At 47.2% G+C, this 13,833-nt stretch carries 13 protein-coding genes; 6 read left to right on the top strand and 7 right to left on the bottom strand.

The window, feature by feature from the left end; genetic code table 11:
* Positions 1 to 26: 26 nt before the first annotated feature.
* Positions 27 to 506 (top strand): DUF4124 domain-containing protein, encoded by a 480-nt coding sequence (locus tag ACO05E_RS01730; protein ID WP_419811284.1) that lies wholly within the window; start codon positions 27 to 29, stop codon positions 504 to 506.
* A gap of 20 nt (positions 507 to 526) precedes the next feature.
* A complete protein-coding gene (locus ACO05E_RS01725; protein ID WP_419811283.1) occupies positions 527 to 1,372 on the top strand; it encodes a hypothetical protein in 846 nt (281 codons plus the stop codon).
* A gap of 883 nt (positions 1,373 to 2,255) precedes the next feature.
* Here the strand turns inward: ACO05E_RS01725 and ACO05E_RS01720 are convergent.
* Entirely contained in the window at positions 2,256 to 3,107 is an 852-nt protein-coding gene (locus ACO05E_RS01720; protein WP_419811282.1) for a pseudouridine synthase, read from the bottom strand.
* Positions 3,108 to 3,294: 187 nt separating this feature from the next.
* Between ACO05E_RS01720 and ACO05E_RS01715 the strand changes: the two genes are divergently transcribed.
* Together ACO05E_RS01715 and ACO05E_RS01710 are read left to right on the top strand one after the other, a co-directional pair.
* Positions 3,295 to 4,455 (top strand): SMP-30/gluconolactonase/LRE family protein, encoded by a 1,161-nt coding sequence (locus ACO05E_RS01715; protein ID WP_419811281.1) that lies wholly within the window; start codon positions 3,295 to 3,297, stop codon positions 4,453 to 4,455.
* The gene (locus tag ACO05E_RS01710; protein WP_419811280.1) at positions 4,452 to 4,766 is read left to right on the top strand and encodes a DUF2007 domain-containing protein; all 315 of its coding nucleotides are present in this window, start codon (positions 4,452 to 4,454) and stop codon (positions 4,764 to 4,766) included. Before ACO05E_RS01715 ends, ACO05E_RS01710 begins: the two co-directional genes overlap by 4 nt.
* Positions 4,767 to 4,847: 81 nt before the next feature.
* Here ACO05E_RS01710 and ACO05E_RS01705 read toward each other — a convergent pair whose 3' ends face one another.
* The gene (locus tag ACO05E_RS01705) at positions 4,848 to 5,372 is read right to left on the bottom strand and encodes a DinB family protein (protein WP_419811279.1); all 525 of its coding nucleotides are present in this window, start codon (positions 5,370 to 5,372) and stop codon (positions 4,848 to 4,850) included.
* 190 nt (positions 5,373 to 5,562) lie between these two features.
* Between ACO05E_RS01705 and ACO05E_RS01700 the strand changes: the two genes are divergently transcribed.
* On the top strand, positions 5,563 to 8,511 hold the full coding sequence (locus tag ACO05E_RS01700; RefSeq protein ID WP_419811278.1) for a hypothetical protein: 2,949 nt from the start codon (positions 5,563 to 5,565) through the stop codon (positions 8,509 to 8,511).
* A gap of 46 nt (positions 8,512 to 8,557) precedes the next feature.
* Positions 8,558 to 9,010 carry a GFA family protein gene (locus ACO05E_RS01695; protein WP_419811277.1) on the top strand — a complete coding sequence of 151 codons (453 nt, stop codon included), beginning with the start codon at positions 8,558 to 8,560 and terminating at the stop codon, positions 9,008 to 9,010.
* A gap of 81 nt (positions 9,011 to 9,091) precedes the next feature.
* Here ACO05E_RS01695 and ACO05E_RS01690 read toward each other — a convergent pair whose 3' ends face one another.
* From ACO05E_RS01690 to ACO05E_RS01670, 5 genes are all read right to left on the bottom strand, one after another.
* The gene (locus ACO05E_RS01690) at positions 9,092 to 10,063 is read right to left on the bottom strand and encodes a fumarylacetoacetate hydrolase family protein (RefSeq protein ID WP_419811276.1); all 972 of its coding nucleotides are present in this window, start codon (positions 10,061 to 10,063) and stop codon (positions 9,092 to 9,094) included.
* A 66-nt stretch (positions 10,064 to 10,129) separates the two neighbouring features.
* Positions 10,130 to 11,158 (bottom strand): AraC family transcriptional regulator ligand-binding domain-containing protein, encoded by a 1,029-nt coding sequence (locus ACO05E_RS01685; RefSeq protein ID WP_419811275.1) that lies wholly within the window; start codon positions 11,156 to 11,158, stop codon positions 10,130 to 10,132.
* A gap of 120 nt (positions 11,159 to 11,278) precedes the next feature.
* On the bottom strand, positions 11,279 to 11,560 hold the full coding sequence (locus tag ACO05E_RS01680; protein WP_419811274.1) for an SCP2 sterol-binding domain-containing protein: 282 nt from the start codon (positions 11,558 to 11,560) through the stop codon (positions 11,279 to 11,281).
* Between the two features lie 25 nt (positions 11,561 to 11,585).
* A complete protein-coding gene (locus tag ACO05E_RS01675) occupies positions 11,586 to 12,452 on the bottom strand; it encodes a TauD/TfdA dioxygenase family protein (protein WP_419811273.1) in 867 nt (288 codons plus the stop codon).
* 332 nt (positions 12,453 to 12,784) lie between these two features.
* The gene (locus tag ACO05E_RS01670; protein WP_419811272.1) at positions 12,785 to 13,828 is read right to left on the bottom strand and encodes an AraC family transcriptional regulator ligand-binding domain-containing protein; all 1,044 of its coding nucleotides are present in this window, start codon (positions 13,826 to 13,828) and stop codon (positions 12,785 to 12,787) included.
* Between the last annotated feature and the right edge of the window lie 5 nt (positions 13,829 to 13,833).

Below are 13,833 nucleotides of genomic sequence, written 5' to 3'. Positions count from 1 at the left end.
ACCAAATAACAACAGAGGACGTTATTATGAAAATTAAATTGTCGATTTTATTTCTCGGTGGAGTATTGCTGGCTCAACTATGCTTTGTTCAGCTAAGCGTTGCTCAGGTTTATAAATGGGTCGATGAAAATGGCAAAGTCCATTTTAGTGATAAGCCACCGGTGACGGCTAAAACCGAGACGGTAAATATCAATCACTCGAAAGTCTCTGATGAGCGCCAGCGTGAAATTAAACAGCAGCGCTTACAGCGTCAGCAAGAATTATTAGAGACGATGGAAAAAGAGCGTAAATCGCTGGAAAATCAGCGCGCAGAACAACGCCAGGCTAAAAAAGAGCACGACAGACTATGTGCTAAGCTGAAAAAAGATAAAGAGAAGGCATTGTGGGCCACACATTTTTATACCACGGATAAAAATGGTGAGCGTGTTTACGATGACGAAAAAACAGCAGAAGCCTTTCGCCAGAAAACAGTCGATGCCTACGATCAAACCTGCCTTAAAAAATAAACCTTTCGTTAAAAGCAAATATGCCTGATTCAAAACCCAAAAAAATATCAACTTCACGGTTAGCAAAATTAGCCGGCATCGATAGTCGTCAGCTGTTTTCGCGATTATTGGAGCGTCAGTGGATTACACGCACTGTAAAAGACGGCAAAAATCACTATTCGCTGACCAGTAAAGGTGAATTTGAAGGTGGGGAATATCAGACCTCGGATAAGTTTGGCACCTACATTGTCTGGCCTGAGACTTTGCTTGAGCATCGTCTGCTGCAGGATATGGAACAACCACGGTTAACGGCCAGCAGTATTGCCAAAGGTGCCAGCTTGTCGGCTCGGTTGGTGAACTTGTTATTGCAGGAATTACACTGGATTGAACCCTTGGCTAACGGCTGGCAAACCACTTCCCGGGGGCAGGCGCTGGGTGGGCAGAATCGTGAAACTCAGGAAGGTGCCAGTTATGTTTCCTGGCCGGAGTCTTTGCTGGCGGAAAAACAGTTACAGCAGATGCTGGCACAGCTGGATATCAGCCAAACCCTGCCGTACGCACTGGATGGCCGTAACGTCAGCGATGCCGGAGAGCGATTGCTTTGCAACTGGCTGTATTTACACCGTATTCACTTCGCCACGCAGCGGCTGTTAACTGAGGATATTTATGCCGATCTGTTATTACCGGATCACGCGCTGGTGATTCAATACTGGGGAAATCGCCCGGATGATCAGAGCGCTGCGGCATTGCAGCGTAAGTTGTCGGCGCCGGAAGCAATTAGCGCAGCCGGGTATCACTGTCTTGAGCTACAGCCACAGGCGATGCTGGCGTTGGATAAGTGGCTGGTACGCGAGCTGCAAAAAGCCGGTGTACGGCTGTTGAAGTAGCATGTTAAGCACATGTCGATAGTCAGGTTTGTGTTGTTGTCAAAAAAATCAAATAATCCGTACGGTCGTTTTACTATCTTTGTAACTGATTGTTTCTTATAGAAAAAATTATCTGCTCAAAAATCCGTCAATCTGTCAGAAAGCCGATAACCAAGGGCTTAGCGGCACTCTGCTAAATGGTTAGCCACAGAGTTATGCACAGAAGTTGTGAAGAAGTGGCCGCTTACCGCCAAGCGCCCGATTTTCCAGTTGAGAACAATTGTTAAAAATTAGCCCTTTAAAATAAAAGGTTATTAGCTGGATGATGAAAAAAGCCAACCTCGTTTGCCAACCCGCCAAATGCTTTATGCACACATCTTGTGCAGCCTGAAAAAAGTGGCAGAAAATAGCTAAAAAAATGCAGCTTTTACCATTGATATTCTTAAGTCTTTGAAAAATATAGAATTTTTATTTTGTATAAAAAATGAACAAATTGTTTCAGGGGCAATAAAACCGTGCGTTAGCGGCGGTTTTAACCGGGTTATTCACTCACTTATCCCCAGAATCTGTGGGCAACCAAACTGACACCCGGAGTGCATCAGCTACTGGTATGAGCTACCTGAATTGCAAAAAGCCGGATTTAAATGTCAAGGTGTTAAAACTGACAACTCTGCGTAAAAACCCGGGTTATGCACAAAAAATAAATCAGCTATTGCGTACTAATACGATAAGTCAATAGCCTGACAGTTTTTGGGTTGTTTTTATAAGTTGTTGAATTATAAAGAGAAATAAATTGACCATTCGATGGTTGAATGCCCTCAACGCCAGTGTTTATGCGGCTTTAGAGGGCTTTCTGAAAATTTATCCAGTTTTTTATCCACAAAGTGATTGTAAAGATTGCCAATCACTCAGGTTCTGTTGCTGTTGAAACCGGAGGAGGCGGCAGAATTTCAGAGACGCAGGTGGGCTCATCACGCTCCGGGAAGAACTGATCCATACAATCCGGCACCATTTCTGACCAGTTCTGCAGCTCGTCTGGCAGAGACTGCTGCCAACCAAAGCGCAGACACAAACGACGCATCACATTATCAACCGGCGCATTTAAGATCAGGGTTTCACCGGAAACCGGATGTTGCATGGTCAGCTGCCAGGCGTGTAGTAACAGGCGGGGCGCATCAAAATGATCGCGGAAATAACGACTGTGCTTGCCTTTGCCATACCGGGCATCACCAATAATGGGATGCGCCAGGTGTTTCAGGTGGCGGCGAATCTGATGTTTGCGGCCGGTTTTAGGCAAGGCTTCAATTAACGAGTAGCGCGATTGTGGGTACTTGTCGATGGCGATGGGCAGCTCTACCTGAGCCAGGCAGCGGAAATCGGTAATGGCTTCCTGAGGTGGTTTTACCCGTTCGTGTTTGGCGTATTTATCAACCGGCGGTGACATGGCTTTGTCGAGGTGAACAGACTCCGGAAAGTAACCACGAACAATCGCCAGGTAACGTTTATCGACCGCTCGTTCACGCCATTGATCCACCACTAAGCTGGCGATTTCAGAGGATTTGGCAAATAACAGCACGCCGGAAGTTGGTTTATCCAGACGATGTACCGGAAACACATGATGACCCAGCATATTGCGCACTAACTGAAGGGCAAAGCGGGTTTCATGGCGGTCGATCTCGCTGCGGTGAACCAGAAGTCCACTGGGTTTGTTAATCGCGATCAGATGATCGTCCTGATAGATAACCGGCAACTGCATAAAACTCTCGTGCTCTGAATAGCGTAGGATCAATGGGGAAATAAACAGGCGCGCACTCTATCCTAATTTCCCGGTATGCAGAAGATATGTCGTCAATAGCTCCAGAAAGGATGGGACATGTATGGTGTTAACAGGCTCTGAGAACTTTGTTAGTGTTGCAGCGCTGCAAAAATAATAAGGAATGATGATGTTCGCCCGTATTCTGCTGTTGTTAATTGTTTTACTGGCTGCCGGATTGGCTGCTGTTCGTTGGGGCTACTACCAACAGGCTGCTTTCCCGGATTTAAGTGGGGCGCCACTGTTACCTTCTACCGAGTTAGAAACCGTGGCCGATTTGCCGTATCCGCCGGGTAATATTGCGGTTGCCGCCGATAGTCGTGTGTTCTTCACTTTTCATCCGGAAGCAGGCCCGGCCATCAATGTGGCTGAGCTGAGAAAGCAGGCCGATGGCACGGATGAGGTTATGGCTTTTCCGGATGCCAGCTGGCAACCAGGCTCGGGCAAAGATGATGCTCTGAACGAAGTGTTATCGCTGCGTCTGTTTAATAACGAATTATGGCTGCTGGATAACGGTAAGCACGGTCTTGAGCCGGTACGCCTGCTGGCGTTTGATATCAATAATGGCGAATTGTTGCAGCAATACACGTTTCCCCGGGATGTATTTCCGCTGGGGTCACATGCCAATGATTTCCGCATCAGCCCGGATGGTCGCTATTTCTATATCACCGATGCCAGCCTGTTAGCTCAGACGCCGGCTCTGGTGGTGTTTGATCGACAGGAGCAAGACAGTTGGCGGGTATTGCATAAAAGTCCAACGGTCACTGCCGGAGAGTATCAGCCAGTGGTGCAGGGGCGGGCGATGTCACTGTTTGGCGTCTTTACTGTCAACCCGGGTGTTGATGGTATTGCATTGGATGCAGCGGGTGAGTGGCTGTATTTTGCAGCGATCAGTGCTGAGCAGTTATATCGGGTACGCACCGCAGATTTACACGACAACACCTTACCTTATGCCACGCTGGAATCCCGGGTCGAAGCTCTGGGGCCTAAAACCATGACCGATGGCATGGCGATGGATGCCGCCGGTAACGTTTATCTGAGTGATCTGGAACACTCCGCCATTGTTCGCCGCCGCCCGGATGGTGAATTACAAACCTTATTAAAATCGGCCGATTTACGCTGGCCAGATGGCTTCAGTCTGGCACAGGATGGTTATTTATACGTAACTTGCTCGGCCTTGCATCAGGTGATTGGTATTCCCCGCGATGACATGCTGGCTCAGGCGCCGTTTCAGATTTATCGCTTTCACCCTGAACGCGCAGAGCAACTGCTGAATAATGATCCTTTATGAAATGTGTTTATAACGCCGCGGATATGCTCGAAGCTCATGTGCTGGTGGGTTTGTTACAGCAACATAAAATCAGTGCCTTTATTGAAGGCGAATACCTGACGGGTGGACTGGGCGATCTGGCGGCTAATAATTACGTTCGGGTCATGGTTAATGACGATGACTTTGAACAAGGACGCTTAATCGTTCAGCAATACGATGATGCCAACCGCCGAGATGAAACACCTTTGCCAGAACCGGTATTCCGCCACTGGCATTGGTTTTTGCTGGCGGTTCTGGGGGTTCTGGCGGCCGAAATGATGCGTTATTTTTAACGTCGTTATGGCTGAAAACTTGATTGAAAGATTTTCAGTCATAACAGCGTGATCGAAATAGTGTTAACAGGCCCTGGCGCTTTAGTTTTCTCCGGGCATAAACAATAAATCGGTTTCGCCATAATCTACCCCTAGTTTCCCGAGCACGGCAGTAATCTGACCACGATGATGCGTTTGATGATTAAACACATGCTGCAACGTAGCATCCAGGGGCTTGGCGTAGTCTGTTCCGCTACTTGAGGTGTATTCAATCACAGCTTTAGCGTCATCCTGACGTAATAAATCGGTCCAGCGAATCATTACATCATCAATGCGTTGTCTCAGCTGCCAAAGCTGGTTCAAGTCGTGGCTGATGATGCCATCCAGTTGTGGTGGGAATTCAATATCACGTAATTCTTCCAGAATCGGATAACTGTTCGCCAGGCGTGACAGCCACAATAAATCGGTAATTAACAAGTGATTTAAAGTGCCGCTGATGGAGTTAAAAAACAGCCCGGCATCGGCGCTGAGCTGTTGCTGCGATAGTTGGTGGCAGGCCTGATAGAGCTGGCTGTTAATCCAGTGATTATACCGTGCTGCGCGACGATGGTGATCTGACCAGGGCATAACGAACCTCCTGCAGAACAGTCTGCACCTGATGATGGTTTCAGCGTAGATCAGCGATTTTTTTGCGGCAACCTCTGTCATAGGCAAAGGTCGATTATCCACGTTATGATGCTGCCTTTATGGACAAATAATCATCGTACCTTTCACAAGGCACAAACACACAAGGCATAGCAGAAGGCATCAGCATCGTATGATTCAGCGCTTTATTCCGGGTTTGTACGTCACATTTTTTCTGGTTATAAACTTTCTGATTCTGGCGCCGCTTGCGGTTGCCGTTCCTGTAGCCTGGGATGATGATCAGGCGGGTGAATGGCAGGTGCAGGCGTCTGACCATTTCGAAATCTTTTATCGCCCGGTAAATCGCGCTCTGGCGCTGCAGTCGTTACAGATAGCAGAGCAGGTACATCGCGAGCTGGTGCCATTTTTCAGTGATGATTTGGGCCGGGTGTCATTGCCGCCGGAACCGACCCGGATTGTGCTGGTGGATGATTTTGATACCTCCAATGGCTGGGCTACACCGTTCCCGTTTGCCCAGATTCGTTTATACGCCAGCCCGCCGCAGGATCTGAACGGTTTAGAAACCATTGGTGATTGGTTGCCTGGTTTGATCCGCCATGAATACGTGCATGTACTGCATACTGAGATGGCTTCAGGTATGCCCGAGGTTGGGCGTCATATCTTTGGTCGTACGCCGTTATTGCCCGTTATTATACCGTTATCTCCTTTTCCGCATTCGTTAACACCACCTATGTTGCTGGAAGGTCTGGCGGTGTATTTGGAAACTAATAAAGAGCAGGGTTACGGACGTTTGCAAAGCAACTTTTATCAGATGCTGATGCGTAGCGAAGTAGCCAGTGGTGAGTTGATGAGTCTGGGCGAGGTGGTGACCCCCGGGCGTGAGTTTCCAACCAATCGGGCGTATTTATACGGCGCCTTTTTTATTGAATATCTGGCGCAAACCTACGGCGACAATACTCTGCGCCGTTATCTGCAGAATTACAGTAATGAGTTTATTGGTTATTTCACTCAGGAGAGTACGGCGCGTCAGGTATTTGGTAAAACCTTTGCTCAGCTATGGCTCGATTTTCAGCAATATTTGCAGCAGCGTTTTGCGGCAGATATTCAGTCTTTATCAGCTCGTCAGGCGGATATCGCAACGCGGGTATTGAGCGCAGAACAAACTTCTCAGCCAGTGTTTGCCGGTCATTCCTCGGCACTGTATGCGATCAATCGTAGCCGCTCTGAGCGAACCGAGCTGGTGAGTTACACGCAAAACGACGAAGAAAACACCCTAAGAGAAGGAAATACGCAAAAAAAGACCTTGTCGTATAAAAAAGGTGTCACGGATATGGATGTTTCTGACAGTGGCCAGGTGGTGGTATCACGGCAACTGGCTTATGCCGATGGCCGTAACTGGAATGATTTATTTTTATGGGATTCACAACAAGGTTGGCAAGCCATTACCGAGCGCCAGCGTTTTCGTAAAGTTCGTTGGCTGAATGATTCAACCTTGTTGGCCAGTCGTAATATTAATGGCATCAGTGAATTATTTAAGCTCACGCTGAGCCAGCAAAATAATAAGCCAGAAATAACCTCACAAACACGGGTATGGCGAGGCCAGAGTGGAGATGTGCTGGCGGATTTTGATGTGTTTAACAACCGGATTATCGCTTCGGTTAAACACGCTAATAGAGGCTGGAATCTGGAAATAGCGGAGCTGTCATCGTTACCTCTGCAATGGCAGGCGGTGACCGATACAAAAGCCACCGAAAACTCACCGGAATTTATTTCTGCGTCAGAAATTATTTTCAGTGCCGACTATCAGGGCGTATTCAATATTTATCAGCTGAACTTATTAAAACCCAATAATCTACAGCGGCTGACCAACACATTAACGGGGGTTTTTAACCCATCAAAAGTGGCGGATACCCTGTACTACAGTCGTTATCAGCACAACGGCTATCAATTAGTGCAACAGCCGTTTACTTCTGCCACAGCGTTGAGCCGCCAGCCTTTACAACCTTTTCAAGCCCAGCAGGGTCGTTATCAGTTTGATTATGGTATTCAGCCATTGCCTGAAAAGATTACCGATGCTCAGGATTATCAAATGAATCACAGCGCCTGGTGGCGCAGTATCCGGCCTCATACCTGGCTGCCTTTTTATCTGAGTAATGAAGACTCAACCCAAATAGGTGTGGTGACTGCCGGAACGGATGCGTTAGGGCGTCATCGTTATACTGCGCTGGTGAATCGTGACACCCAACTGGAGCAATGGAATACCCGGTTAACTTACCAATACGATAATCGCTGGACGATCGCCTTTTCCCGGGACCATGACGATTTAAACAGTGTGCGCGAAGAAAATGGCCGTTTGATTGATAATATCCAGCGCGATGATGAATGGTTGATACAGCGCTCGTTATTAGCACCGATGTTTGAAGATCAGCTGACGTTTTATCTGGGGGCTACGATTGAGCAAAAACAGCTGGTGGATACCTCGCTGAAACGTGACGAAGCGCTGTTGGGTGGTGCTTTGCGGTTTGATAATCGCGAGTTTTTTACCGATGTTCCCGGTACCGGGTGGGGGACCTATATCGACCTGATTTATGAAACCAATGACGTGATTGAATCAGACTTCAGTGGTGACAGCTGGCAGGCCAGTATGAATTACAGCTGGGATTTACCCGGGCGCTGGAGCCTGACTTATGGTTTGGCGGGTGGCATTGCTGATGACGAAGCTGAATCCTTTTCATTAGGCGGCGAGACAGGAGACGCTGGTCGTTTATTTGGCCGCAACGATTATTCATTACGCGGTTATGAAAATAATGTGCAGCGTGGTCATTATATTCACCGTCAGACCTTATCGCTGGCCTTTCCGGTATACCGGCTGGAAAATAACTGGGGGCTGAATCCATTTGGTGCGCTGGACATTGTTGGCCGTACCTTTGTTGATTCTGGTCAGGCCTGGTTTCGCCAGCAAAAGCGTAATCAGTTAACTGGCGTTGGAGCTGAACTCACTGCCGAACTGGTGTTAGGCTATCGGGCGATTGTACCAATCACCCTGGGTTATGCTCAGGGGCTGAATGAGGCAAATGGTCAAACCACACAAACTTATGTCTCAATTGGATTATTATTTTAAATACCGAATTTATACCTGAATTTATACAGTAAACAGGGTGGAAAATATGATTACAGCACAATGTGGTTGCGGCAAGGTTCAGTATAAGATCCATCAGCAACCATTATTTCGCAATTATTGTCACTGCAGTATTTGTCAGTCAGTGAATCACGCTGCACATGCCGATATTTGTGTGTTTCGCGCGCGTGAGGTAGAAACCCCGGATAAAACCCTGATTGAATATAAAGCCCATGCCTTTCCGCCCATTTTACAACGGGGTAAATGTATTGAATGTGGTGATATTGCGGTGGAATTTCTGAAGCTGGGTGTGTTACCAGAGATGGCGGTGATACCGAGTAAAATTCTGCGTGCTGATGTGCCATTGCCAGACCCGGCGTTTCATATGTTTTATGATAATTGTGTGGCAGAGGTTGATGACTCACTGCCAAAAGGAAAGGGTTATTTGGCCAGCCAGTGGTTGTTTGCTAAACAATTAATATCGGTGTTATTTAAGCAATAAAAAACCGGTGCTGACGCTTATACTGCTGAATAGCAGCAATATAAGGTTGGTACCGGTTTCTGGGTTTTTAGAAAGAGAAATTTACCCTGCGCGAACGCGGTTGCGCTGTACGCCTAAGTCGATTTTTCCATCCTGGCTGACAATGCGGGATTCAACCTGATCACCATCTTTCAGGTAACGTGGATTGCCACTTTGTTTTTTAACAAAGGCTTTCCATTTTACTTTTTCCGGCAATAAACCCAGGAATTTCACCAGCGGCGCTGGTGGAACGGTCATCGCTGCACCGCCGGGAGAGCCGGTTAAGACAATATCTCCGGCACTCAGGTGGGCAATTTCCGATAGCTCAGTCAGTGTTTCATGTGGCTTAAACAGCATATTGCCGCTCTGGTCGGTCTGACGCAGTTCATCATTGAGTGACAGGGATAAATTCATCTCTGCCAGATAATGCATTTCGTCATTATTCAGCAGGCATAAATACGGCCCGGTTGGGCCAAAGGTGCGGTAGCTTTTGCCTTTAAAATACTGCACTTGTGGCAGTTGCACATCTCGTGCGGTCACATCGTGTACCATCACAATACCGGCAACATAGTCGTGAATATTTTTCTCAGTAATGCTGACCGCTTGCTGAATATCTTTGCCAACCACAACAGCCATTTCGATTTCATAATCCAGCAGTTTGATATGCGACGGAATCACAATATCGGTGTTGGGTTCACTGATGCTGGCATCGGACTTATGAAACAGCGTGTTAAAGCTGCGGTCGTATGGGTCCATGCCGGTTTCGGCACGACTTTGTGGGTAATTTGAGCCCTGACAAATCACCCGGCAAGGGGTGGTGATTGGTGACAATAATTCGATGCTATTGTCGTCCAGTTTCTGATTCTGGTAGGCACTGCTATCGGCCGCGATTTGAAACGCTTGTTCACGCCCTTCGTTAATTAATGCGCGCGTGTCAGGATAGTCACCTTCCAGTTGATAAAAACCGTCTGATACAACCGCCCAACCCGTATCTCCGGTGTTGGTGTTCCGGAATCTCGCAATATGACAAGGCATGACTAACCCCTCTGTTTTACCTGTTATTTTTCAGGCACAAAATATAACGGTAAAACGGGTCTGCGACTACTGATACTTAACCGGGATGTGGGTTGATTTAATTTTTCCCGGAGGAACGCCCCACCATTTACCAAAAGCACGAATAAAACTGGCGGGTTCGGCATATTCGAGACGAGCGGCCACGACTTTAACCGGTAAAGAAGCAGTCACCAGCAGCTCTTTAGCCAGTCGCATTTTAGTGTCGAGTACAATATCGCTGAAGCTATGACCCTCTTCTGCTAAGCGGCGCCTCAGAGTGCGTTCACTCATAAACAGAGATTTAGCAACACTGGCTAATTTGGGTGAGAAAACCTGTTCATTCAGCATGTAATCGCGAATTCGCTGGGAATAATCGGATAATCGCGTTTGTGATTTTAGCAGGCTTTCACATTCCGCCATAAAGTGGGAATGAATGGTGGAGTCGGCTTTGGGAAATGAATAATCCAGCAACGAACGGGATGTGGAAACCGCAAAGTAGGGCGCATTGGCTTTAATCGAAAAACCACTCAGTGCCTGTAATTGTGTTTCATAAACCTCGTCTGAAAAAGGCAGCCATAACTCAGACTTAGAAAAGTCGTAGGCCGGGATCATGCGCTGTAAAAAGCTCACCGTCATGGTGAAATAGCGCTCAAAAATAAACGGGCGTATTGAACGTGGTAAATGGCCCATGTCGAGTATCAGCGACACCTGATCTTTTCCTTCCCGTAAACTGACTTTTGACAACATGATCGACATTTCGGAAAAGCGGGAAGTGGTCTGAAAGGCACTGCGTACATTAGGGCTGGTTAATACGGCTAAGCCCCACACACCATAATTATCCAGCTGTAAATCCTGCCCGGCTAAAATGCCATATCCAGCACGCGGTGGCAGCAGGGTAAGGGCTTGCTCAATGATTTTAATTTCCATGGTGCCGGAAATTTCAGTATCGGCCTGGGTTATTTTGTCGAGCGTCAGTGGTGTGCCCGCAAGACATAACTCCGGATCAATGCCTTCGTTTTTCAGAATATTGATCACCGGCTGGATAGAAGCGCTGGCGCGGTTATGGTGTTTCGACATAGGGGCACGGCTGAAAATAACAGATCAGCCAATGTATAAACGCCAAACCAGCCTGTCAATGACACAGGTCATGACCGGCTGGTTTGGCGTTTGTGGAGCAGAAGCTCGTTTCAGGGAAGCTTAGAACAGGCCCTGAATGCTGATAGCAATCGCAGAGTCACCCTCTACTTCAATATCACCTTCCATTACCGCAGACATTGGGTCGGTATCACCGGCCAGAATCTGTTCAAAAACAGCTGGTGCCATGGTAATGGTGCAATCCGCATCTTTATCTTCGGTGGTTACTTCTTTACCGATGATGTGAACAATGTCGCCGCCAATGTTAAATTTTACCGGCTGGTTAAAACCACCAAATTTATCAACGGCTGGAATAATTTTTTCGATGTAAGCATCAATAGACATAGTCGTGTCCTTTTTTATTGTTAAATTAAAATGAACCGTATTTCAGGTCTTCTGGGCGCGCACTGATGGTGCTGCGGTGCAGTTCGCGGCGATGGCCTTCAAAACCACCGGTCGCTTTGTGTAATACACTGCGGTTGTCCCACATCACCAGCATGTCTTTTTCCCACTTGTGACGGTAAACAAACTGATCCTGAATCTGCCAGCGTTGAACTTCCATCACCAGATCCATGGCTTCTTTTTGTTTCATATCTTCGATACCAACAATATAGGCAATGGCGGAACCGAAAATAGACTCTTTGCCACTTTCAGGGTGTTTAATAATAAACGGATGGGTTTCGGATTCCAGCGCTTCGTCAGACGCTGTTACAACCATGCTTTTGCTCTCAAATTTATCGCCATAAGAGCCTTTTTTGGAATAACCCATTTTTGCCGAGTGAATCGCCATTTTGCCTTCAACACGCTGACGCAGATCTTCCGGCATTTCAGCGGCCGCAGCTACCTGGTTGGCGAATAAGGTATCCCCACCTTCTGGTGGAATTTCAACACTGAACAGACAGGTGCCAAACGGTGGCTGTTTTTTGAAGCTCCAGTCAGCGTGCCAGATATCAGCAAAAATCGGGCTGGTTTCATCGGCTTCGCGCTGAATGGAAATAAGGTGTTTACGGCCTTCAATGGATTTTACAAACGGATCGATGGCCAGATCACCAAAATCTGAAGAGACACGCTCAAGGTCGTCATCGCTTAATGGCTGATTGCGGAAAATAATCACGTGATGTTCGTTCCATGCCTGACGAATATCGCGGATATCTTCTTTAGACAGTGGCTTAGTCAGGTCTACGCCTTCAATGTATGCGCCACAAGCTTCACCAGTTGGGGTAACGGTAATAGTCATTGTTCACTCCAGATTTTTATTAGAATGTTGTTTCAGAATTTGAAGCGTCAGTTGTTATTAAAATGAGATAGCACTGGGTTATCTCTGATGTCTGACGAGTGAGTTAAAGGTAAAGCGAATGGATGACGTGAAACATGATACTTCTGGCCACAAGATTGATATAACTGGCCATGAGATTGATATCTACGGCCATCAATGATGTTAGAGGCCAGATTTTCAGCGGATTTTTTCTTTATTGATCTGTATCAAGTGGTGTTTTTGGCGCGATAAGATGTAACAGTGAGGCCTGAAAGCTACAAGTAAGGGTTAGGAGTAGGAGTCAGAAGTAGGAATCAGCTGGCAGGCTGGAGAAACTTAACCGGAATATCCGTGGCTTTGATTTCGGTAGGCGAGACGCCCCACCATTTGCCAAAAGCACGGATAAAACTCGCTGGTTCGGAGTAATCCAGCCGCACTGCGACCACTTTAACTGGCAGGGCTGCGGTTAATAATAATTCTTTGGCCAGAGTCATTTTGGTGTCGAGCACAATTTCACTGAAGGTATGACCTTCTTCCTGTAAACGCCGCTTAAGAGTCCTTTCGCTCATATACAGCGAGCTGGCGACGTCTGGCAGTCGAGGAGTAAAGACTTTTTTATTCAGAATATAATTACGGATTTTCTGGGCGTTATCCGGTAACTGTTTGTGTGAGCGTAATACCTGCTCACACTCGCGGATAAAGTGCGCATGAATTACCGAATCCGCTTTGGGAAACGGATAATCTAATAATGTCTTTGACGCTTTAATGGCATAACCGCTGGTGCTGCAACTGACCCGGTGATTAGTAATGGCCGCTAATTGTTGCGTGTATTCTGAGTGATGGGCCGGTACAACTAATTCAGCGTGGGAGAAATCGTATTCAGGAATCATCTCACGGAAAAAATTTAATGTGGTGCCGTAATAACGCTCAAAAATAAACGAATGAATGGACGGCGGCAGGTGCGCTAAATCCAGAGAGAAAATCACCTGATCCTGAGTTTCCGTCAGGGTGATTTTGGATAGCATAATCGACATTTCAGAAAATCGTGATGCCGTCTCAAACGCTGAGCGAACATTTGGGCTGGTTAAAATAGCTAACCCCCAGACGCCACAATTATTCACATGCAGAGTTTCGCCCGATTCAATGCCATAGCCTGCTTTGCCAGGCAGAGCCGCTAATGCTTGCTCAAGAATTTTGATTTCAAGGTAGTCGGAGATTTCGGTATCCGGCGCCATAATCTCATGGACCTGAATACCGGTATTTTTCAGGCAAACTGCCGGATTAAGGCCTTCGTGCTCAAGAATCTGCAGGATGGACTGAACGGCCAGATTGGCGCGGTTATTGTGTTTCCACAACATGCCAG

This window comes from Bacterioplanoides sp. (assembly GCF_965226395.1).
Lineage (GTDB): Bacteria > Pseudomonadota > Gammaproteobacteria > Pseudomonadales > Oceanobacteraceae > Bacterioplanoides.
This window is presented reverse-complemented; position numbering and strand designations above follow the sequence as displayed.

Coding starts and splice junctions, on each gene's coding strand:
- ACO05E_RS01695 (WP_419811277.1), top strand. CDS start 8,558: ATGATTACAGCACAATGTGGTTGCGGCAAGGTTCAGTATAAGATCCAT.
- ACO05E_RS01700 (WP_419811278.1), top strand. CDS start 5,563: ATGATTCAGCGCTTTATTCCGGGTTTGTACGTCACATTTTTTCTGGTT.
- ACO05E_RS01710 (WP_419811280.1), top strand. CDS start 4,452: ATGAAATGTGTTTATAACGCCGCGGATATGCTCGAAGCTCATGTGCTG.
- ACO05E_RS01730 (WP_419811284.1), top strand. CDS start 27: ATGAAAATTAAATTGTCGATTTTATTTCTCGGTGGAGTATTGCTGGCT.
- ACO05E_RS01680 (WP_419811274.1), bottom strand. CDS start 11,560: ATGTCTATTGATGCTTACATCGAAAAAATTATTCCAGCCGTTGATAAA.
- ACO05E_RS01675 (WP_419811273.1), bottom strand. CDS start 12,452: ATGACTATTACCGTTACCCCAACTGGTGAAGCTTGTGGCGCATACATT.
- ACO05E_RS01670 (WP_419811272.1), bottom strand. CDS start 13,828: ATGTTGTGGAAACACAATAACCGCGCCAATCTGGCCGTTCAGTCCATC.
- ACO05E_RS01705 (WP_419811279.1), bottom strand. CDS start 5,372: ATGCCCTGGTCAGATCACCATCGTCGCGCAGCACGGTATAATCACTGG.
- ACO05E_RS01720 (WP_419811282.1), bottom strand. CDS start 3,107: ATGCAGTTGCCGGTTATCTATCAGGACGATCATCTGATCGCGATTAAC.
- ACO05E_RS01685 (WP_419811275.1), bottom strand. CDS start 11,158: ATGTCGAAACACCATAACCGCGCCAGCGCTTCTATCCAGCCGGTGATC.
- ACO05E_RS01725 (WP_419811283.1), top strand. CDS start 527: ATGCCTGATTCAAAACCCAAAAAAATATCAACTTCACGGTTAGCAAAA.
- ACO05E_RS01715 (WP_419811281.1), top strand. CDS start 3,295: ATGTTCGCCCGTATTCTGCTGTTGTTAATTGTTTTACTGGCTGCCGGA.
- ACO05E_RS01690 (WP_419811276.1), bottom strand. CDS start 10,063: ATGCCTTGTCATATTGCGAGATTCCGGAACACCAACACCGGAGATACG.